This is a genomic window from Kitasatospora sp. NPDC127035 (assembly GCF_042726075.1).
Classification (GTDB): Bacteria; Actinomycetota; Actinomycetes; order Streptomycetales; family Streptomycetaceae; genus Kitasatospora.
Genome location: NZ_JBHXDN010000021.1, coordinates 96006 through 117385, shown reverse-complemented (window position 1 = coordinate 117385; position 21380 = coordinate 96006). Strand labels below are relative to the sequence as shown.

Below are 21380 nucleotides of genomic sequence, written 5' to 3'. Positions count from 1 at the left end.
CGGTACGCGGAGCGGTGCGGGAGGGCGTCAGGCCTTCTCGGTGACCCCGGCGGAGTCGAACGTGGCTACATCGTGCATCGCCCGGGCCGCACTCTGCACCAGCGGCAGGGCCAGCAGGGCACCGGTGCCCTCACCGAGCCGCAGGTCGAGGTCGATCAGCGGACGCAGGCCCAGCTTGGTCAGCGCGGCCTGGTGGCCGGGCTCGGCCGAGCGGTGGCCGGCGATGCAGGCAGCCAGCACCTCGGGGGCGATCGCCTTGGCGGCGAGCGCGGCCGAACCGGCGATCACACCGTCCAGGATCACCGGGGTGCGCAGCGAGGCGGCGCCGAGCAGGAAGCCGGCGATCGCCGCGTGCTCCAGACCGCCGACAGCGGCGAGGACGCCGATCGGGTCGGCCGGGTCCGGCTGGTGCAGGGCCAGCGCGGTGCGGATGACCTCGATCTTGCGGGCGTGCGTCGCGTCGTCGATGCCGGTGCCGCGCCCGGTGACCTCGGCCGGGTCCAGGCCGGTGAAGACCGAGATCAGGGCGGCGGAGGCGGTCGTGTTGGCGATCCCCATGTCACCGGTGACCAGGGCCTTGTTACCGGCCGCGACGAGGTCGCGGGCGGTCTCGATGCCGACCTCGATGGCCTTGAGGGCCTCCTCGCGGGTCATCGCGGGGCCCTTGGTCATGTCGTCGGTGCCGGGCTTGACCTTGCGCGGCAGCAGACCGGTGGTGCGGCCCTGCTGGATCGCGTCCGGCAGCTCGGCGGCCACGCCGACGTCGACCACGCAGACCTCGGTGCCGATCTGGCGGGCGAAGGCGTTGACCACCGCTCCCCCGGCCAGGAAGTTGCCGACCATCTGGGCGGTCACCTCCTGCGGCCAGGGGCTGACCCCCTGGGCGTGCACGCCGTGGTCGCCGGCGAAGACCGCGACGCAGGCGGGCTCCGGGATCGGCGGCGGGCACTTGCGGGAGAGTCCGGAGAGCTGGGCGGAGATGATCTCCAGCATGCCGAGCGAGCCGGCCGGCTTGGTCATCCGCTTCTGCCGGTCCCAGGCCTCGCCGAGCGCCTTGGCGTCCAGCGGGCGGATGCCGCGCAGGGTCTCGGAGAGCAGGCTGTGCGGCTCCTCGCCGGGCAGGGCGCGGTTGCCGTACTGCTCCTCGTGGACCACCCAGGAGAGCGGGCGCTTCTTGGCCCAGCCCTGCTGCTGGAGCTCGGGCTCGTCCGGGAAGGCGTCGACGAAGCCGACGCACAGGTAGGCGACGACCTCAAGGTGCTCCGGCAGGCCGAGCTCGCGGACCAGCTCCTCCTCGTCGAAGAAGCTCACCCAGCCGACGCCGAGGCCCTCGGCGCGGGCGGCCAGCCAGAGGTTCTCGACGGCGAGGGCCGCCGAGTAGGGGGCCATCTGCGGCTGGGTGTGCCGGCCCAGGGTGTGCCGGCCGCCGCGGGTGCGGTCGGCGGTGACCACGATGTTCACGGGCGTCTCGAGGATCGCCTCGATCTTGATTTCCTTGAACTGCTTGGCGCGGCCCTTGGGGAGCGAGTCGGCGTACGCCTCGCGCTGCCGCTCGGCCAGCCCGTGCATCTTGCGGCGGGTCTTGGCGGAGCGGATGACCACGAAGTCCCAGGGCTGCGAGTAGCCGACGCTGGGCGCGGTGTGGGCGGCCTCCAGGACCCGGATCAGCACCTCGTGCGGGATCGGGTCCGGGCGGAAGCCGTTGCGGATGTCGCGGCGCTCGCGGATCACCTGGTGGACGGCCTCGCGACCGGCCTCGTCGTAGCCGGGGGCCGCCGGGCCGCGCGGCTCGGCGGGTTCGGCCGGCTCGGCGGGTTCGACGGCCTCCGCGAGGACCTCGGCGGGCACCGTGGCCTCAGCGGCTTCGGCGGGCTCGGCGGGCTCGGCGGGCACCGTGGCCTCGGCCGGGGCGGTGGCGTCGGTGCCGGGCTCGGCGGGCTGGACGGTCCCGGGCTCGACCGGGGCGGGGGCCTCGGCGGGCGACGGCTCCTCGGCGGGGGCCGGCTCGGCCGCGGCCGGAACCTCGGCGACCGGGGCCTCGGCAACCGGGGCCTCGGCAACCGGGGCCTCGGCGACCGGAACCCCGGCGGCCCGGAGGCCGGCGACGGGGGCCTCGGTGGCAGGGGTCTCGACGACGGGGGTCTCGGGTGCGGCCTGGGCCGCCTCGGCGGTCTCCCCGGCCTCCGGGGCCTGCACGACGGGCTGTCCGGCGGCGTCCACCGGCTCGGCGGGAACGGCCGGCTGGACCGCGTCGGCGGCACCGCCGTCCGCGGCCTCGACGGGCGCGGCGGCCTCGACGGACACGATGGCCTCGACGGGCGCGACCGCGTCGGCCGGAGCGGCGTCCGCCGGGGCAGGCTCGGCGGCCGGGCCGGCGACGGACCGGCCGGAGGGCATCTCGCCGGTGCCCACGGCGGTCGCGGCGGCGGCCTCCGCGTTCTCGACGGGGCCGTCCACCGTCTCGGACACAGCGACGGCCGTCGGCTCGGCCGGGGCCGGCTCGGCGGCCGGGACGGCCTCGGGCGCCGGGGCGGTGGCCTCCGCCGCAGGCTGCCCGGCGAGCGCTATGGGCGCGGACTGCTGCGCCGCGTCCTCGGCGACGGCCGGGGCCGGCTGGTCCACCGCCTCCACCTGGGGCAGACCGTGCGGCGTCGGGGCGGCGAGGAAGGCGGAGATCCGGCGGGGCTGTCCGGCCGGGGCGACGGGCTGCGCGACGGCGACCGGGGCCTCGACGGCGACCGGCTGCTCGGCGGACGGCTCCTCGGAGCTCGGCGCGTCGGTGCCCGGAGCCTCTCCCGCGGGCACGGCGGGGGCGGCCTCGGCCTGCACCGCCTCGGCCTGCGCGGGCTCGGTCACCTCGACAGGCTGGGCAACGGGCTGGGCGACGGGCTCGGTGGCCGCGACGGCCTCAGGGGCCACCGGGACCTCGACGTCGGGGGCCTGCTGGACGTCGCCGTCCACGGGCTGCGGCACGGGCACGGCGTCCGGCACCGGCCGGACGTCCTGGGCCTGGGGCAAAGGCTGCACGTGCGGCACCGGCTGGGCCTGCACGACCGGGACGGCCTGCGGCTCCGGCTGGACGGCGGCCGGGATCACCGGGATGCCGTGCGCGGGCGTGCCGCCCTGCGAGGGTCCGCGGTCGGCGAGCGAGCGGACCGGGACCTGGCCGGTCATCAGGGACGGGTCCGGGATCGGCGGTCCGGCGTGCAGCGGACGGCGCGGCGCCTGGGCGGCCGCGGCCTGCTCCGGGCTCTGCTGGACGGGAACGGCCTGACCGGCCTGCGCCGGGAACGGCGCCTGCGGTGCGCCGTGGGCCTGCGGGACGGCCGGGTCGACGCCGAGCGGCGGCGGGTCCAGCGGCGGCCAGGACGGCTCGACCGGGGTGCCCGGCGCGACCTGCTGGTCGGCGGCGGTCGCGGCCGGCTCGCCCCACGAGCCCTGCGGGCCGGGCATGAGCAGGACGTCGTCCTCGTCGTCGAGCCCGTCCGGCTGGTCGGGCTGGTCGAGGAAGTGGAAGGCGGGGCGCGGGGCGCCCGGGTCCGCGGCCCAGCCCTCGCCGACGGCGCCCGGGACACCGGTGCCGACGGGAACGCCCGGGGCCTGGACGAAGCCGGGCGCGCCGAGCGGCGGGGCCTGGCCGGGGACACCCTGCGGCGGAAGGACACCCGCGCCGGGGGGCACCGCGCCCGGGAAGCCCGCACCCGGAACCGTGGGGTTCGGGATCAGCTGTCCGGGGACCGCACCGTCCGTCGCGACGCCCTGCACGGGTGCGACAGCCGCGACGCCCTCCGGGCCGCCGAGCGGGTCGGGCCCGGCGAGCAGGTGCTCCGGCAGTCCCTCGTTCGGGACGTGGCCGCCATCGGTCATGTCAAAGCTCCTTCCAGGCCGCTGCCGCGCCCTCGGCGACGCGATCACCGACCGCAGCGCCCATCCGCACGGGCCGGGCCTGCACCGGCCCGCCCCTCAACCACACATGGCCGCCGCGCCGAGGCGCTGCGGCCGAAGTCCTTCCGGCGCGCTGCGGCACCCCGGCCCGCGCACCACCCGCGAGGGGTGGCGCGTCATCTGAAACAACGACAAGCCGGGGCAACCGGCACGACCGCACCGGACCCTACGGCATTCTCCAGGTCCGGCAGGCGGCCCGTCGAATTGCCCACACTCCGAGCCGTACCGGCCTGCACCACGTCAAAAAGGCGACAAACCGACCGGATCGGGCGGGCTGTCGGACGTCGCAGCCGTCCCGGACGCCACACTACCGGCCCGGCGGCGCCGCCTCTCGAATCGGTGTCCGGATGCGACCTGGATCACCGTCGGACCGGCCGCGCCTGCCACCGCGCCTTCCGTCGGACCGCCGCGGTGGCGATCCGCCACCGGGATCACCACCCTTCGGCGACCGCGCCTTCACACGATCTGCTCACCCCAGAGCAGGAAGGTGCCCGGATCGCCCACACCGAGGCGGAGTCCGGAGCCGGTGTCCGCCGCGGCGGCGGGTGCGGAAGCCGACGCGGCGACAGGGGCCGCGGCGGGCGCGAGCAGCGGCGCGGACTGGAGGAGTGCGCCGTCCGCGCGATAGCCCGCTCCGGCGATCGCCCGGCGGACCTCCTCCGCCTCGCCGAGGGTGCGGGCCACCGCCACGACCCGCTCGGGGCGGCGGGACAGGACGGCGCGCACCACGTCGGCACCGCCCGACTCGACCACCGCCGCATCGGGCTCCGGGAGTCCGCCCAGCACCTCGGGGCCGCGGCCCTGCACGATCTCCACCTCGACCCCGTAGCGGCGGGCGTTGACGGCCAGCCGGGCGCAGGCCGCGCGGTCGGACTCGACGGCGACGACGGCGGCACCGAACCGGGCCGCCTCCACGGCGAGCTCGCCGCTGCCTGCCCCCACCGACCAGACCAGGTCGCCAGGGCGGGCCCCCAGGCGGGCCAGCACCAGGGCGCGCACGTGCGAGGGGAGCGTTTCGGACGCGCCGGGCTCGCCCCCCGCGCGCCCGGCGCCCGTGTAGGCGTCGGACGGGAGCGCCCAGCCCCGTTCCACGCCGGGGTACCCGACCGGACGGCCGGCGATCCAGCCGGCCGCCTCGGAGGCCGTGCCGGCCTGCGGTCCCCCACCGGGGCCGCCGCCGCTGCTGCCGCCGATCACCAGCACCACGCTCGGGTCGCGCCAGACGTGGTCGGCGACACGGTCGGAGGTGAGCACGGTGACGTCCTCGTCGGGCGTGCCGAGCGCCTCGCAGACCACGAAGGTGCGGTGCACGCCACGGAGCATGAGGGCGAGTTCGGCGGGCCCGGCGCCGGGAGCCGTGAGCACGGCGACCTTCGGGTTGGCCCGGCAGACGTTGGCGGCACGGCGCAGCCGGCCGCCGTGGGCGCTGACCACCTGGGCGTCCTCCCAGGGCATGCCGGCCCGGGCGAAGGCGGCCGCGACGGAGGAGACGGCGGGCAGGACCTCCAGTTCGAGGCCGTACTCGGGGCGGCGCAGGGTGCGCACCACACCGAAGAAGCCCGGGTCCCCCTCGGCGATGACGACGGCCGCGCCGCGGTGCTCCGCGATCCGGCGGGCGGCCGGCCGGATGCTGCCGAGGATGATGCGCTCGGCGGCGGGCGGCACCGGGAGGGTCCTGAGCTGGTACGGGGCGCCGGCCACCAGGGTCGCTGCGGCGAGGGCCGCTGCGGCGGCCTCGGTCAGCGGGGTGCCGTCCCACCCGATGACCGTGATCCGGTCAGCCATCTGCGGCTGTTCCCCCTCGCCATCCGTGCGCCGACATGCTGCGCCCGCGTACGGCGCCGGTGGAGAGGCTACCGGGTGAGATCCCCCCGTCGGCGACATCCCGCACACATGTCCGTCACGTACGGGCGGCGGGGCGGCCGGGCACCGGGCGGCCCCGGGGGGTCAGTCGCGCAGGACGTAGTGGCGGTCGCCGGGCCAGGCCCCGGCCTGGACGGTGTCGGGGGTCTCCATGTCCTCCGGCAGCAGGCTCCACAGGATGAGGTCGCTGCGGCTCTCCTCCACCACCTCGCCGGCCTCACCCCGCACTATCCACGCGCTGCGCAGGACGCCTTCGCTGATGCCGCCGATCTTCTGCGCGACCTGCTGGGCGGCGGTGTTGCCGGCGGCGGTGCGCATCTCCAGGCGGAGGAAGCCGCGGTCCTCGAAGAGCCACTGGGCGACGCCGAGGACGGCCTCCGGCGCGTAGCCCTCGCCGCGCGCCCAGGCGGCGGTGACGAAGGCGATCTCGGTGGAGCGCAGCCGCCAGTCGGTGGCGCGCAGTTCGACCAGGCCGACCAGCCGCTGGGTGAGGTGCTCGGTGACGGCGAAGACGATGCCCCGGCCGGCGGCCCGGTGGGCGGGGGCGAGACTGCGGGCCAGTTCGGCGGCGTAGGACTCGGTGAAGGGGTGCGGGAGGTCGGTCCAGGCCAGGACGAGTTCGTCGGCCATCATCGTGGCGAGGCCGGCGGCGTCGTCCTCCGCAAGCGGGCGCAGCAGCAGCCGTTCGGTGCTGATGGCGGTCTCGGGGAAGCTCGCTGCCATGCCGTCTCTCCTCGCCGGGTCGTGGACACACCGTACGCCTCGCCGGTGCCCGGGTCTCACGCGGTGCACGGACCGCACGACGGTACGTCAGTTCCGGGTCTGTCGGACCGTCACTGGTGCATACTGCCCGACCGGGCCCCCGCCGAGGTGCGGCGGGGGCCCGGTGCGGGTCCGGCGGGACGGGTCGGAGCGCGGTTCGGCGCGCCGGTGTCAGAACGCCGGGATGACGGAACCCTTGAAGGTGTCGTCGATGTACTTCTTGACCTCGGCCGAGTGGAGCAGCTCGGCGAGCTTCTTGACCCGCGGGTCGTTCTCCTTGCCCTGCTTGACGGCCAGGATGTTGGCGTAGGGGTTGCCCTCGGCCTTCTCCAGGAGCAGCGAGTCGGTGGCCGGCTTGAGGCCGGCGTCCAGCGCGTAGTTGCCGTTGATCACGGCGGCGTCGAGGTCGTCGATGGAGCGGGGCAGCTGGGCGGCCTCCAGCTCCTTCCACTTGAGGTTCTTCGGGTTGGCGGTGACGTCGGCGGGGGTGGCGGCGGTGCCGACACCGGCCTTGAGGGTGATCAGGTTGTTGTCGGCGAGCAGCTTGAGCGCGCGGCCCTCGTTGGTGGCGTCGTTCGGCAGGCCGACGGTGGCGCCGTCCTTGAGGTCGCCGATGGTCTTGACCTTCTTGGAGTACACACCCAGGGGCTCCAGGTGGACCGTCTCGACCGAGACGATCTGGGTGTTGTGCTTCTTGTTGAAGTCCTCCAGGTACGGCACGTGCTGGAAGTAGTTGGCGTCGGCCGAGCCGTCCTGCACCGCGGTGTTGGGGGTCACGTAGTCGGTGACCTCCTTGATGGTGAGCTTGAGGCCGGCCTTCTCCGCCAGGTTGTCCTTGACGTACTTGAGGATCTGACCGTGCGGGGTGGGGCTGGCGACGACGGTGAGCGCGGCGTTCGGGTCGGAGGACGCCGAGTCGCCGTTGCTGCCGCAGGCGGCGAGCGAGAGGGCGATGCCGGCGGTGGCGAGGACGCTGGTGAACTTCAGGGCGTTGCGCACGAAAAGTGCCTTTCTGCGTGATACGGGGAGCCGGGTCCGGGTTCGGACATCGGAAGGTCAGTGGGCGACGACGTCCTCGTCGGGGGTGGCCGGGGCCGCGGGGGTGCGGCCGCGCGGGCCGAGCAGGCGGGTCCGGCCGCCGGTGCGTCCGCGGTTGGCGAGGGCACGGACGGCCCGGTCGCCGATCAGCTGGACGACGGTCACGATGATCACCAGTTCCGCGACGATGATCCACATGAAGGCGGTCTCGAAGCGGAAGTAGCCGTAGTTGATGGCGAGGGTGCCGAGGCCGCCGCCGCCGACCACGCCGGCCATGGCGGAGTAGCTGATCAGCGTGATGATCGTGGTGGTGACGGAGGCCACGAGGGCGGGCAGCGCCTCGGGGATCAGCGTCTTGCGGACGATGGTCCAGGTGGAGCCGCCCATGGCCTGGACGGCCTCGACCAGGCCGCGGTCGACCTCGCGGACGGAGGTCTCGACCAGCCGCGCGAAGAAGGGGATCGCGCCGATGGTGAGCGGCACGGTGGCGGCCTCCCACCCGATGGAGGTGCCGACCAACCAGCGGGTGAAGGAGATCAGCGCGATCATCAGGATGATGAACGGCACCGAGCGGGCGATGTTCACCGCGGCGCCGAGCACCTTGTTGACCGGCTGGTTCTGCAGCAGGCCGCCCTTGTCGGTGAGGACCAGCAGCACGCCCAGCGGAAGGCCGAGCAGTACGGTGCCGGCGGTGGCGACGCCGACCATCTGGAGGGTCTCCCAGGTGGCGGGCCACATCAGTTCCTGCATCTGGTCCCAGGTCATGCCGCCGCTCCGTTCGCCGTCTCCAGCACGTCCACCTGTAGGCCCTGGTCGCGCAGGAAGCCGATCGGCACCACGTTGTCCGCGCGGGAGCCGGGCAGCTCGACCCGCATCCGGCCGACCATCCGGCCGGCGATGGTCTCGACGGCGGCGCCGAGGATGTTGATGTCGATCTGGTAGGTGCGGGCGAGCTGGGAGACGAACGGCCGGGCGGAGCTGTCGCCCTGGAAGGTGATCTCCAGGACGGTGCTGCCGGGGTGGCCGGTGCCGAACTCGCTGAGCGGGAAGAGCTCGCGGGCGAGCTCCGAGCCGGGCTTGGCGAGCAGGTCGGTGAGCTCGCCGGACTCGACCACCCTGCCGCCGCGCATCAGGGCGGCGGAGTCGCAGACGGACTTGATGACGTCCATCTCGTGGGTGATCAGCAGGACGGTGAGGCCGAGCTGCTGGTTGAGGTCGCGCAGCAGCTTGAGGATCGACCGGGTGGTCTCCGGGTCGAGTGCGGAGGTGGCCTCGTCGGAGAGCAGCACCTTCGGGTCGCCGGCGAGGGCGCGGGCGATGCCGACCCGCTGCTTCTGACCGCCGGAGAGCTGGCCGGGGTAGCTGCGGGCCTTGTCCCCGAGGCCGACCAGGTCGAGCAGCTCGGCGGCCTTGCGGCGGCGCTCGGCCCCGTCCAGGCCCATGATCTCCAGGGGGAGCTCGACGTTCTGCTGGACGGTCCGCGAGGAGAGCAGGTTGAAGTGCTGGAAGACCATGCCGATGCGGCGGCGGGCCTCGCGCAGTTCCCTGCCGGCCCGGTTCTCGCCGCCGGACAGCGCGGTGAGCTCGACGCCGTCCACGGTGACGGTCCCGGAGCTGGGGCGCTCCAGCATGTTGACGCAGCGGATGAGGGTCGACTTGCCGGCACCGCTGGTGCCGACGACGCCGTAGACCTCGCCGGGGCGGACGTGGAGGTCGACGCCGGCGAGGGCGGTCACCTCGCGGCCGCTTGAGCGGTAGACCTTGGTGAGGTCCGTGGTGGTGATCACAGCTGCTTCCGTGGGTCGGGGGCGGGCGGCGTGCAACCGCCGGACCGGGTTGCGGTCGGCGACGAGGACGGCGTTGCGCCAGGGGGGTCCGGACCTGCCACCCCTTGATCGTCGCCGGTCGACGGCCGGGCCGCGCGACGGCGTGGCCCTTACGTGTCAACGGTGACGGCCACCCGCCCGTGGACGGGCAGGCGGGGTGAAGGGGGTGGTGACGGCAGGCTCGGCTCGCTCACTCGGACGGGAGCGGCCGGGTCTCGCTTCGGGGCGCGAGATGTGGTCCCCCGGCCGGCGGCGAGGGGGAGGGAACGGTGGCCCTCAGCGGTGACACATTCGACGGCACATGGCACGCTCACCTGCCGGCAGGGTGCCGGTGGGGGTCCATTTCGTCGTCGCAGTCATGTGAGCCAGTAAATCAGATGGGTCGATGTGGTCCCAACTATTCGGACCAGCTGTCCGCAATACGGACGCTCATGGCCCTGACCTGCATCAATGCCGACCGGCGCCGCCTTCGGAGGTCCGAATGATGGCGGCGCCGGATCGGGAGGGTACGGCGGAGGGTCAGGCCGTGGCGGCAAGCTCGACCTCGGCGGGCTTCTCCAGGTGGACCAGGCTCAGCCGGCCGCTGATCTGCTCCACGGTGGTCTGCCGGTACCCCTGGCGGGCGTAGAGACGCAGGTTGCCCAGGCTGCGGTGGCCGGTGAACAGCCGGTAGGAGCTCACCGCGCCGTCCTCCGCGAGGCGGTGTTCCAGTGCCTCCAGCAGTCGGCCGCCGAGGCCGTGCCGCTGCATCCGGGGGTGGACGACCAGGCGCCCTATCCGGCCGACGCCGTCGGGGCCGACCCGGCCGCGTACGGTGCCGACGATCTCGCCGCCGAGGCGGGCGACGAGGAAGTGCTGTTCGGTCAGTTCGGCGCGCAGACTCTCCAACGACTGTGTCAGGGGCTCGATGGCCCAGTCGCCGTAGAGTTCGGCCTCGGTCTGGTAGCCGAGGTACTGGAGCTTGAGGATCTGCTCCGCGTCCTCCGCCTCGGCGGTCGAGATGATCACGGTCATGCCCATGTGCGGGGGCCTCCCCATCGTTGTGCCCGGCGCGCGAACGTGAGGGTGTCGCACCGGATGCCCTGCCGGAGATGTCCCGGCCGGGGGTCTTCCCGGACCGGGGGTGGCGCACGAACGTACCAGCCGCGCGGCCCTGGTGAGGGCCGTGCCGCCGATGGCGTGCTCACGGTCAGTATCCGAGCGACCGCGCCACCGTCAAGAGCTACGTTCGCCAGCGCCTTACCCGCGCGTCAGCTGCCCTCAACCTTTCGGCCGCCGGACGTGGCGAGGGTCACGCCCGACGGGGCCGGTCGAGGGCCCGGTTCCGGAGCCGGACGGGGGTCGGACGGGGGGCCGGACGGGGGGCCGGACGGGGGCGCGACGACGCGGCGGATGACCGGGGCCGGAGGGCGCGGGGCGGGACCGCGCCCCGCGTCGGTTCAGGCGTAGCGCTCGGCGTGGAGGCGGGCCCGGAGGCAGGCGAGGCAGCGGGAGCGGGTGGGCCCGATGGACCCGCGCGGCATCCCGAGGCGTTCGGAGAGTTCGCGGTAGGTCGGCGGCGGGTCCTCGACGAGGGCGGCCATCAGCTGCGGGCAGCGGCCGGGCAGGGCGGCCACTGCCTCCCGGACGAGGCGGCGCCGCAGCTCGGCGAGGACCTCGTCCTCGGCGGAGGGGACGAACGGGAGGTTGGTGCACATACCGTGGATGACCGGGTACGGGCCCGGCCGGTTACGCCCGCCCGGTCGCGTCCACGCGAAAGGGGCGCGACGGTCGGACCGTCGCGCCCCTCCCCCGGTTCGGTGACCGGGCGTCAGCCCTTGACCCACTCCTGCTGGACCGCGAGGTCCGCCTTGAGCTCGGCGAGCTGGACCGCCACGGCGTCGGGGGCGGTGCCGCCCCGGCCGTTGCGCGAGGCGATCGCGCCGTGCACGCTGAGCACCGAGCGGACCTCGGGCGTCAGGTGCGGGGAGATCGCGGCGAACTGCTCGTCCGTCAGGTCGGCGAGTTCGATGCCGTCGGCCTCGCACACCTTGACGCAGGCACCCGCCACCTCGTGCGCGACCCGGAACGGCACGCCCTGCTTGACCAGCCACTCGGCGATGTCGGTGGCGAGCGAGAACCCGGCCGGGGCCAGCTCCTCCAGCCGCTCCCGGTGCACGGTGAGGGTGGCCATCATGCCGGTGAAGGCGGGCAGCAGCACCTCCAGCGTGTCGCAGGAGTCGAAGACCGGCTCCTTGTCCTCCTGGAGGTCCCGGTTGTAGGCCAGCGGCAGCGCCTTGAGGGTGGCGAGCAGACCGGTGAGGTTGCCGATCAGCCGGCCGGACTTGCCCCGGGCGAGCTCGGCGATGTCCGGGTTCTTCTTCTGCGGCATGATCGACGAACCGGTGGAGAAGGCGTCGTGCAGCGTGATGAAGCCGAACTCCTTGGTGTTCCAGATGATCACCTCCTCCGCGATCCGGGAGAGGTTGATCCCGATCATCGCGGTGACGAAGGCGAACTCGGCGACGAAGTCCCGCGAGGCCGTGCCGTCGATGGAGTTGCCGACCGAGCCCCGCTCGAAGCCGAGGTCGGCGGCGACGGCCTCCGGGTCGAGGCCGAGCGAGGAGCCGGCCAGCGCGCCGGAGCCGTACGGGGAGACGGCGGTGCGGGTGTCCCACTGGCGCAGCCGCTCGGCGTCCCGGCCGAGGGCCTGCACGTGCGCGAGGACGTGGTGGGCGAAGAGGACGGGCTGGGCGTGCTGGAGGTGGGTGCGGCCCGGCATGGCGGTGTCCGGGTGGGCCTCGGCCAGGCCGACCAGGGCGTGCTGGAGGTCGAGGACCAACCCGCCGATGATCTTCGCGTGGTCCCGCAGGTACATCCGGAAGAGGGTGGCGATCTGGTCGTTGCGCGAGCGCCCGGCCCGCAGCTTGCCGCCCAGGTCGGGGCCGAGCCGCTCCAGCAGACCGCGCTCCAGGGCGGTGTGGACGTCCTCGTCGGCGACGGTGCCGGTGAAGGTGCCGGCCTCGACGTCGGTGAGCAGCCGGGCGAGCCCGTCCAGCATGCCGGCGAGTTCCTCGTCGGAGAGCAGGCCGGCCTTGTGCAGGACGCGGGCGTGGGCCTTGGAGCCGGCGATGTCGTACGGCGCGAGGCGCCAGTCGAAGTGCACCGAGGCGGAGAGCCTCGCCAGTGCCTCGGACGGGCCGTCGGCGAAGCGGGCGCCCCAGAGGCGGACGTCGCCACCGGAGGTGGTCTGGTCGGCGGACATCGCACGGGCTCCTTTGCGCGAGAGGGTTCGGGAGGGGTGGTCCCGGCCGCGGGGGTGGGCGCGGCCGGGACCGGGAGAGGTGGTTCGGGCCCCGGTCGGGGCGGTTCGGCCCGGGCCCGTCCGGGGGTTCGGACGGAGGTCGGGCCGGAGGTCGGGCCGGTTGTCGGGCCGGGGACTCAGCCGAGGTCGCGGCGGGCGGCGATCTTCGAGGACAGCCCGAAGATCTCGATGAAGCCCTTGGACATCGACTGGTCGAAGGTGTCGCCGGTGTCGTAGGTGGCGAGGTTGAAGTCGTACAGCGACTGGTCGGACTTCCGGCCGTTGACGACGGCCCGGCCGCCGTGCAGCACCAGCCGGATCTCGCCGGAGACGTGCTGGTTGGCCTCGTTGACGAAGCCGTCCAGGGCGCGCTTGAGCGGGGAGAACCAGAGGCCGTCGTAGACCAGCTCGGCCCAGCGCTGCTCGACCTGCCGCTTGTAGCGGGCCAGCTCGCGCTCGACCGTGACGTTCTCCAGCGCCTGGTGGGCGGTGATCAGCGCGATCGCGCCGGGGGCCTCGTAGATCTCCCGCGACTTGATGCCGACGAGCCGGTCCTCGACCATGTCGAGCCGGCCGATGCCCTGGGCGCCGGCCCGCTTGTTGAGCTCCTCGATGGCCTGGAGGACGGTCACCTTGCGGCCGTCCACGGCGACCGGGACGCCGGCGTCGAAGGTGATGACCACCTCGTCGGCCTCGCGCGGGGTGGCCGGGTTCTGGGTGTACTCGTAGACGTCCTCGATCGGGGCGTTCCAGATGTCCTCCAGGAAGCCGGTCTCGACGGCCCGCCCGAAGACGTTCTGGTCGATCGAGTACGGGGACTTCTTGGTGGTGGCGATCGGCAGGCCCTTGGCCTCGGCGAAGGCGATCGCCTTGTCCCGGGTCATCGCGTAGTCGCGGACCGGGGCGATGCACTTCAGCTGGGGGGCCAGCGACTGGATGCCGACCTCGAAGCGGACCTGGTCGTTGCCCTTGCCGGTGCAGCCGTGGGCGACGGTGGTGGCACCGTGCTTCTGCGCGGCGGCGACCAGGTGCTTGACGATGACCGGCCGGGACAGGGCGGAGACGAGCGGGTACTCGCCCTGGTAGAGGGCGTTGGCCTTGATGGCCGGGAGGCAGTACTCGTCGGCGAACTCGTCGCGGGCGTCCGCGACCTCGGCCTCGACGGCACCGCAGTCCAGCGCCCGCTGGCGGATGACGTCCAGGTCCTCGCCGCCCTGGCCGACGTCGACGGCGACGGCGATGACCTCGGCACCCGTCTCCTCGGCGATCCAGCCGATGCAGACGGACGTGTCCAGACCGCCCGAGTAGGCGAGTACGACGCGCTCGGTCACGGCTTTCTCCTTCACAACAGTGCGAACAGGCTTACGGCGATAGGCATAAGTATGCACTACTCCGTATGAAACTCAAAACGCCGACCGGGAGCTTCCACGAACGGGGCTGCCGGCGGGGTGACGGACGGGACTTCGGGCGTGCTGCGGGCGAACTTCGGGCGGGCCGAGGGCGGGCCGGTCGGTCCGGTCGGGCCGGTCGGGCCGTGGACGGGGCCGCGGATACGACTGTGGGCCCGGGGAAACCGGGCCCACAGAAGGGGATGCCGCTACTGGGCCTTCGCCTGGGCGAGCTGCATCAGGTGGTCGGCGAGGGCCTGGCCGCCCGCCGGGTCCCGGCTGATCAGCAGGACGGTGTCGTCGCCGGCGATGGTGCCGATGATCTCGAAGACCTCCGCCTGGTCGATCGCCGAGGCGAGGAACTGGGCGGCACCCGGCGGGGTGCGCAGCACGACGAGGTTGCCGGAGGCGGTGGCGGAGACCATGAGCTCGCCGGCCAGCCGGGCCATCCGGCCCTCGGTGGCGGACTCCCCCATCGGTGCGCGGGGGGTGCGGTCGCCGCCCTCGGCCGGGACGGCGTAGATGAGCGCGCCGTCCCGGTTGCGGATCTTCACCGCACCCAGCTCGTCCAGGTCCCGGGAGAGGGTGGCCTGGGTGACCACCAGTCCGTCGTCGGCGAGCAGCTTGGCGAGCTGGCTCTGCGAGCGCACGGGCTGGCGGGTGAGCAGGTCCACGATCCGCCGGTGGCGCGCGGTGCGGGTCTGGGGGACCTGCGGCGTCGGGCCGGCGGCGGGTTGGCCGGAGTGGGGAACGGTCATGTGATTATTCTCCCGGACTACGCTCGGTTCGCATCGCCCGGGGCGCCCTCGCGGACCGCCCGGAGGACGTCCGGCAGGGCGGCGAGGAAGGCGTCCGCCTCCTCCTCCGTGAGCACCAGCGGCGGGGCGAGCCGGATCGCGTCCGGGACGGCGGCGTTGACGAGGAAGCCGGCCTCCTGGAGCCCGGCCTGGATCGCGCCCGCGACCGGTTCGGTGAGGACGATGCCGAGCAGCAGGCCGGCGCCGCGCACGTGCGAGACCAGCGGGTCGCCGATCGCCTCGACGCCGTGCCGCAGCCGGTCGCCGATCTTGCGGACGTGCTCCAGCAGGCCCTCGGACTCGATGGTGTCCAGGACGGCGAGGGCCGCGGCCGCCACCACCGGGTTGCCGCCGAAGGTGGTGCCGTGCTGACCGGGGGTCAGCAGGTCGGCGGCCTCGCCGAAGGCGAGCACCGCGCCGACCGGCAGGCCGCCGCCGAGCCCCTTGGCGAGCGTGACGACGTCCGGCTCGACCCCATCGAACGCCTGGTGGGCGTACCAGTGGCCGGTCCGGCCGATGCCGGTCTGGATCTCGTCCAGGACGAGCAGGGTGCCGGTGGCGCGGGTGATCTCCCGGGCCGCGGCGAGGTAGCCGTCGGGCAGCGGGACGGCGCCGTTCTCGCCCTGGATCGGCTCCAGGAAGACGGCGGCGGTCTCGGTGGTGACGGCCGCCCGCAGCGCTTCGACGTCGCCGAACGGGACGTGGGTGACGTCGCCGGGCAGCGGGCGGAACGGCTCCTGCTTGGCGGGCTGGCCGGTGAGCGCGAGGGCGCCCATGGTGCGTCCGTGGAAGCCGCCCTCCAGGGCGACGACACGGGTGCGGCCCGTCCGGCGGCCGATCTTGAAGGCGGCCTCGTTGGCCTCGGCTCCGGAGTTGCAGAAGAAGACCCGGCCCTCGCGGCCGTCGAGCGCGAGCAGCCGCTCGGCGAGGCTGATGGTCGGCTCGGCCATGAAGAGGTTGGAGATGTGGCCGAGGGTGGCGATCTGCCGGCCGACGGCCGCGACGATCGCCGGGTGGGCGGTGCCGAGCACGTTGACGGCGATGCCGCCGAGCAGGTCGGTGTACTCCTTGCCGTCCGCGTCCCACAGCTTGCTGCCCTCGCCGCGGACCAGCGGGATCCGGGGCGTGCCGTAGTTGTCGGTGAAAGCGTGCTGCCACCGCTCGGTGAGCTGCTCGTTGGAAGTCATGCCAGTCCCCCGGTCACGGTCGTTTCGTCGTCCGGCACGACCATCGTGCCGATGCCCTCGTCGGTGAAGATCTCCAGCAGCAGGCTGTGCGCCACCCGGCCGTCCAGCACGCGGGCGGTGCCGACGCCGGAGCGGACGGCGCGCAGGCAGCCCTCCATCTTCGGGAGCATCCCGCTGGCCAGGCCGGGCAGCAGCTCCTCCAGCTCGCCCGCGCTGAGCTGGCTGATCACGTCGTCGGAGTTCGGCCAGTCCTTGTAGAGACCCTCGACGTCGGTGAGGACGACGAGCATCTCCGCGCCGAGCGCGACCGCGAGGGCGGAGGCGGCGGTGTCGGCGTTGATGTTGTAGACGTGGCCGTCGACGCCCCGGGCGATCGAGGAGATCACGGGGATGCGGCCGTCGGCGATGAGCGCCTTCACCGCGCCCGCCTCGATGTTGACGATGTCGCCGACCAGGCCGATGTCGACCTGCTCGCCGTCGACGACCGCGTACCGCTTGACGGCCGTCATGGTGTGGGCGTCCTCGCCGGTCATGCCGACCGCGAACGGGCCGTGGCCGTTGAGCAGCCCGACCAGTTCGCGCTGGACCTGGCCGGCGAGCACCATCCGGACCACGTCCATGGTCTCGGGGGTGGTGACCCGGAGTCCGTTGGTGAAGGAGGACTCCAGGCCGAGCCGGTCGAGCTGGGCGCTGATCTGCGGGCCGCCGCCGTGCACCACGACCGGGTGGAGGCCGGCGTAGCGGAGGAAGACGACGTCCTGGGCGAAGGCCGCCTTGAGCTCGTCGTCCACCATGGCGTTGCCGCCGAACTTGATGACGACGGTCTTGCCGTGGAACCGCTCCAGCCACGGCAGCGCCTCGATGAGCGTCAGGGCCTTGGGCAACGCGGTGTTGTTGCGGGCCTGTTCGCCCTTGGGTGCGATCTGCACGTTTTCTGTCCCCGGCTCAGGTAGCAGGTCTCAGGAGGAGTAGGCGCTGTTCTCGTGCACGTAGTCGGCGGTGAGGTCGTTGGTCCACAGGGTGGCGGTGGCCTCGCCGGCGTTGAGGTCGGCGGTGACGACCACCTCGCGGCCGGTCATGTCGACGAGATCGCGGTCCTCTCCCACGCTGCCGTCGCGGCAGACCCAGACGCCGTTGATGGCGACGTCGAGCCGGTCGGGGTCGAAGGTGGCGGCGGTGGTGCCGATCGCGGCCAGGACGCGGCCCCAGTTGGGGTCCTGGCCGTGGATGGCGCACTTGAGGAGGTTGTTGCGGCCGATGGTCCGGGCCACCTCGACGGCCTCGTCCTCGGTGGCGGCGCCGGTGACGTCGATCCGGATGTCCTTGCTCGCGCCCTCGGCGTCGCCGATGAGCTGGCGGGCGAGGTCGGCGCAGACGGTGCGGACCGCCTCGTCGAACTCGGCGGTGTCCGGGGTGGTGCCGGAGGCGCCGGAGGCGAGCAGCAGCACGGTGTCGTTGGTGGACATGCAGCCGTCGGAGTCGATCCGGTCGAAGGTGGTGCGGGTGGCGCCGCGCAGTGCGGCGTCCAGGGCGGCGGCGTCCAGGTCGGCGTCGGTGGTGAGGACGACGAGCATGGTGGCCAGGGAGGGGGCCAGCATGCCGGCGCCCTTGGCCATGCCGCCGACCGTCCAGCCGGCGGGGCTGGTGACCTGGGCCGTCTTGTGGACGGTGTCGGTGGTCTTGATGGCGATCGCGGCGGCCTCGCCGCCGGTGGCGCTCAGCTCGGCGGCGGCGGTGGCGACGCCGGGGAGCAGCAGGTCCATCGGGAGGCGGACGCCGATCAGGCCGGTGGACGCGACGGCGACCTCACCGGCGTTGAGCTTGAGCTCCTCGGCCACCTTCTCGGCGGTGGCGTGGGTGTCCTGGAAGCCGAGCGGGCCGGTGCAGGCGTTGGCGCCACCGGAGTTGAGGACGACGGCGGAGACCGAGCCGCCCTTGAGGACCTGCTCGGACCAGAGCACGGGGGCGGCCTTGACCCGGTTGGCGGTGAAGACGCCGGCGGCGGCGAGCGAGGGCCCGTCGTTGACGACCAGGGCGAGGTCCGGGGTGCCGGAGGCCTTGATGCCGGCGGTGACACCGGCGGCGCGGAAGCCCCTGGCGGCCGTCACTCCGAGGTTCTGGTGGTCGGTCACGGTGCGACTCCGTTCACGGGAAGGCCCAGCTCCTCGGGCAGGCCCAGGGCGATGTTCATGCTCTGCACCGCGCCACCGGCGGTGCCCTTGACCAGGTTGTCGATCGCGCTGATCGCGATGATCCGCCCGGTGGCCTCGTCCAGGGCGATCTGGACGAGGGCGGCGTTCGAGCCGTAGACGCTGCTGGTCTGCGGCCACTGCCCCTCGGGCAGCAGGCGGACGAAGGGCTCGTCGGCGAACGCCCCGGTGTAGGCGGCGCGCAGGCTCTCGGCCGTCACGCCGGGCTTCGCCTTGGCGGAGCAGGTGGCGAGGATGCCGCGCGGCATCGGGACGAGCGTGGGGGTGAAGGAGACCGCGACCGGCTCGCCCGCGAGCGGGGTGAGGTTCTGGGACATCTCCGGGGTGTGCCGGTGGACGCCGCCGACGCCGTACGCGCTGACGTTGCCCATGACCTCGCTGCCGAGCAGGTGGGTCTTGGCCGCCTTGCCGGCGCCGGAGGTGCCCGAGGCGGCGACGATGACGGCCTCGGGCTCGGCGAGTCCGGCCGCGTACGCGGGGAAGAGGGCGAGCGAGACGGCGGTCGGGTAGCAGCCGGGGACGGCGATGCGGTTGCTGCCCTTGAGCGCGGCACGGTGGCCGGGGAGCTCGGGCAGCCCGTACGGCCAGGTGCCGGCGTGCGCGGAGCCGTAGAACTGCTCCCAGTCGGCGGCGGCCTTGAGCCGGAAGTCGGCCCCGCAGTCGACGACCAGCACGTTCCCGCCGAGTTCCTCGGCGACGGCGGCGGACTGTCCGTGCGGCAGCGCCAGGAACACCACGTCGTGGTCGGCCAGCACCTCGGTGGTGGTGGGCTCCAGGATCCGGTCGGCGAGCGGCAGCAGGTGCGGCTGCAGCAGGCCCAGTCTGGTGCCGGCGTTCGAACCGCCGGTCAGCGCCCCGATCTCCACCTCCGGGTGGCCGAGCAGCAGACGCAGCACCTCACCGCCCGCGTATCCGCTCGCGCCGGCGACGGCGACTCGCAATGCCATGGCATTCCCTCCTTCGTCGTGGCATGAATATACGCAGTACGGAACATTCATGCAAGGAGTGGGGCGAGGGGCGCCGCAACGGGCACGCCCCACCCCCACGTCCGAGGACAGGGCGCTCCGACCGCGCGGGCGATCGTCCGCCCGTCGTCGGCGATTAGCTTAGGCTACCCTTACTCAGGGGGAGAACGGCCCGCGCGGGACCGGCCCGACCGCACCCCGCTGGCCCGGCCCCCGGCGGTTCACCGGCGGACGGCCCGCAGGACGACGAACTTCGGGTTGCCGGCGACGAGTTGACAGTTGCCGAAGAGACGGCGGAGCTTCTCGTGGTAGCCGAGGTGCCGGTTGCCGACCACCCAGAGCTCACCGCCCGGCCGCAGGGCGCGACGGGCACTGGTGAACATCCGCCACGCGGTCGCGTCGGTGGTGGCCTGGTGCGAGTGGAACGGCGGATTGTTGAGGACGAGGTCCACCGACCCGGGGGGCACCGCCTCGGCCGTCATCGCGTCGGCGGTCAGGAACTCGGCGGGGGCGTCCGGGCCGAGGTTGGCGCGGAAGGTCTCCTCCGCCGAGGCCACCGCCTGGTGGGACTCGTCGACGAAGACCAGCTCGGCGCCGGGCGAGGCCAGGGCGGCGGCGGTGCCGACGACCCCGTTCCCGCAGCCGAGGTCGACGACCCGGTAACCCGGCGCCGCGGTCGGCAGGTGGGCGAGCAGGAACCGGGTACCGATGTCGAGGCGGTCCGCGCAGAAGGTGCCGGCGTGGTTGACCACGGTGCGGCCGGCGGCAGGACCGATGTCGGCGGGCAGCGCGTAGCGGTGCGGCCAGGGGTTGGGGCCGGGGTCGAGCGTCCGGTCAGGCGTGCAGAAGATCAGCCGGGCCTTGCGGACGGCGAGCGAGGTCCGGGTCGGCCCGAGGATGCGCTCGAAGAGCTGGAGGGTGGAGGTGTGGATCTCGGTGACCATGCCGGTGCCGATCACCACGGTGTCCGGGTGGACGGCCGGGGCGAGCCGGTGCAGCTGGTCCTCCAGCAGCGCGAGGCTCTTGGGGACGCGCACCAGCAGGACGTCGATCCGCGCGGGCGGGGCGTCCCGGGTGGTGAGCAGCCGGACGGCGGCCGGGTCGGCGCCGGCCCGCGCGAGGTTGGCGCGGGTGGCCCGCTGGGCGAGGTGCGAGTCGCTGATCTGGGCGGGAGCGAACCGCGCGAGCGCGGTGGCCAGGGCGCCCCAGCGGTCGCCGAGGACGGTGACAGCCCGGCCCGTGAGGTCGGTGGCCCCGCCCTGGGCGGAGTCGGCCTCACCGGCCAGGTGCCGCAGCAGGTACTCGTCGGCGGCGTCCCAGGCGCGCAGCAGCTCGCGCGGGTCCTCCGGGTAGCGGGTGAGGTCGAGGCTGCCCCAGGGAGTGGCGAAGGGGGTCGCGGCGGCGGGCGTCGAGAGGCGGTTCATCGTGGCCCAGGCTAGCCGACCGGCGGGCGGGCCCGGTGGGCGGCGACGGCGGGCCCGGGATCACGGGTGCGGGGGCGCGTAGCGGGGTCGTACGGGCTGGGCGGGTAAACCGGGCCGACGGGGGGCTGATCGGCGCGTTTCACCGCCCGGGGCCGGGCGCCGGGCGCGCATCGGGGCCTCGGCCGATACTGGAGGGGCCCGAAGGAAGGGGCGAGGCCATGGACTGGAAGCTCGAAGTGGTGGTGGTCCCGGTGTCGGACGTGGACCGGGCCAAGGTCTTCTACGAGGAACAGGCCGGTTTCACCGTCGACCACGACACCCGGATCCGGGACGGCGTGCGGGTCGTCCAGCTGACACCCCCCGGATCCGGCTGCTCGATCGTGGTGGGCGCCGGGATGACGGAGGCGCCGCCCGGCTCGCTGAAGGGTCTCCAACTGGTGGTGCCGGACATCGACCGGGCGCACGCCGAGCTGGTCGCGCGGGGCGTGGAGGTCAGCCCGGTGCAGCACTTCGAGGACGGGACCCGGGTGGACGGGCGCGGCGGGGAGTGGAACTCGTTCGTCTTCTTCAGCGACCCGGACGGCAACGGCTGGGCCGTCCAGGAGGCACCCGACCGCCGGTAGCGCCTTCGGTACCGTCCGGTCCCGTCCGGTGGCGGGGTCCGTCCGGCTGAGGTAGGGGCCGCCCGGGCG

At 73.8% G+C, this 21380-nt stretch carries 17 protein-coding genes; 1 reads left to right on the top strand and 16 read right to left on the bottom strand.

Translation table 11 applies throughout. The features are described from left to right. Positions 1 to 27 precede the first annotated feature (27 nt). The 16 genes from cobT to ACFWIC_RS17350 all read right to left on the bottom strand — a co-directional run bounded on the left by cobT (position 28) and on the right by ACFWIC_RS17350 (position 20688). On the bottom strand, positions 28 to 3867 hold the full coding sequence (gene cobT / locus ACFWIC_RS17425; RefSeq protein ID WP_380519246.1) for a nicotinate-nucleotide--dimethylbenzimidazole phosphoribosyltransferase: 3840 nt from the start codon (positions 3865 to 3867) through the stop codon (positions 28 to 30). Positions 3868 to 4401: 534 nt separating this feature from the next. Continuing rightward, complete coding sequence (gene cbiE, locus ACFWIC_RS17420; protein WP_329882290.1) at positions 4402 to 5730, bottom strand: precorrin-6y C5,15-methyltransferase (decarboxylating) subunit CbiE; 1329 nt, start codon at positions 5728 to 5730, stop codon at positions 4402 to 4404. Between the two features lie 162 nt (positions 5731 to 5892). After that, entirely contained in the window at positions 5893 to 6531 is a 639-nt protein-coding gene (locus tag ACFWIC_RS17415) for a GNAT family N-acetyltransferase (RefSeq protein ID WP_329882291.1), read from the bottom strand. Positions 6532 to 6741: 210 nt separating this feature from the next. Beyond that, positions 6742 to 7569, bottom strand: a complete 828-nt coding sequence (locus ACFWIC_RS17410; protein WP_329882292.1) for a MetQ/NlpA family ABC transporter substrate-binding protein — start codon at positions 7567 to 7569, stop codon at positions 6742 to 6744. A 57-nt stretch (positions 7570 to 7626) separates the two neighbouring features. Further along, positions 7627 to 8373 (bottom strand): methionine ABC transporter permease, encoded by a 747-nt coding sequence (locus ACFWIC_RS17405; RefSeq protein ID WP_329949815.1) that lies wholly within the window; start codon positions 8371 to 8373, stop codon positions 7627 to 7629. Next, on the bottom strand, positions 8370 to 9395 hold the full coding sequence (locus ACFWIC_RS17400) for a methionine ABC transporter ATP-binding protein (protein WP_380519244.1): 1026 nt from the start codon (positions 9393 to 9395) through the stop codon (positions 8370 to 8372). The genes ACFWIC_RS17405 and ACFWIC_RS17400 overlap by 4 nt, the downstream gene beginning before the upstream one ends. 558 nt (positions 9396 to 9953) lie before the next feature. Next, a complete protein-coding gene (locus ACFWIC_RS17395) occupies positions 9954 to 10454 on the bottom strand; it encodes a GNAT family N-acetyltransferase (protein WP_355405423.1) in 501 nt (166 codons plus the stop codon). Between the two features lie 419 nt (positions 10455 to 10873). Further along, positions 10874 to 11131 carry a hypothetical protein gene (locus tag ACFWIC_RS17390; protein ID WP_329882297.1) on the bottom strand — a complete coding sequence of 86 codons (258 nt, stop codon included), beginning with the start codon at positions 11129 to 11131 and terminating at the stop codon, positions 10874 to 10876. Positions 11132 to 11244: 113 nt separating this feature from the next. Continuing rightward, positions 11245 to 12678, bottom strand: coding sequence for an argininosuccinate lyase (gene argH / locus ACFWIC_RS17385; RefSeq protein ID WP_329882298.1), 1434 nt, complete (start codon positions 12676 to 12678; stop codon positions 11245 to 11247). A 176-nt stretch (positions 12679 to 12854) separates the two neighbouring features. Continuing rightward, positions 12855 to 14048, bottom strand: a complete 1194-nt coding sequence (locus tag ACFWIC_RS17380; RefSeq protein WP_329949812.1) for an argininosuccinate synthase — start codon at positions 14046 to 14048, stop codon at positions 12855 to 12857. 266 nt (positions 14049 to 14314) lie between these two features. Further along, positions 14315 to 14863, bottom strand: coding sequence for an arginine repressor (locus tag ACFWIC_RS17375; protein WP_030395991.1), 549 nt, complete (start codon positions 14861 to 14863; stop codon positions 14315 to 14317). A gap of 17 nt (positions 14864 to 14880) precedes the next feature. Further along, a complete protein-coding gene (locus ACFWIC_RS17370) occupies positions 14881 to 16089 on the bottom strand; it encodes an acetylornithine transaminase (protein ID WP_380519242.1) in 1209 nt (402 codons plus the stop codon). Next, the gene (argB, locus tag ACFWIC_RS17365; protein WP_329949810.1) at positions 16086 to 17018 is read right to left on the bottom strand and encodes an acetylglutamate kinase; all 933 of its coding nucleotides are present in this window, start codon (positions 17016 to 17018) and stop codon (positions 16086 to 16088) included. Before argB ends, ACFWIC_RS17370 begins: the two co-directional genes overlap by 4 nt. A 30-nt stretch (positions 17019 to 17048) precedes the next feature. After that, positions 17049 to 18221, bottom strand: coding sequence for a bifunctional glutamate N-acetyltransferase/amino-acid acetyltransferase ArgJ (gene argJ / locus ACFWIC_RS17360; RefSeq protein WP_329949809.1), 1173 nt, complete (start codon positions 18219 to 18221; stop codon positions 17049 to 17051). Further along, positions 18218 to 19246, bottom strand: a complete 1029-nt coding sequence (gene argC, locus ACFWIC_RS17355; RefSeq protein ID WP_380358832.1) for an N-acetyl-gamma-glutamyl-phosphate reductase — start codon at positions 19244 to 19246, stop codon at positions 18218 to 18220. The genes argJ and argC overlap by 4 nt, the downstream gene beginning before the upstream one ends. Before the next feature lie 239 nt (positions 19247 to 19485). Continuing rightward, positions 19486 to 20688 carry a methyltransferase gene (locus ACFWIC_RS17350; RefSeq protein WP_380519241.1) on the bottom strand — a complete coding sequence of 401 codons (1203 nt, stop codon included), beginning with the start codon at positions 20686 to 20688 and terminating at the stop codon, positions 19486 to 19488. Positions 20689 to 20906: 218 nt separating this feature from the next. On the opposite strand from ACFWIC_RS17350, the gene ACFWIC_RS17345 reads away from it, so the two are divergent. Continuing rightward, entirely contained in the window at positions 20907 to 21311 is a 405-nt protein-coding gene (locus ACFWIC_RS17345; protein ID WP_329949806.1) for a VOC family protein, read from the top strand. Positions 21312 to 21380: the final 69 nt, after the last annotated feature.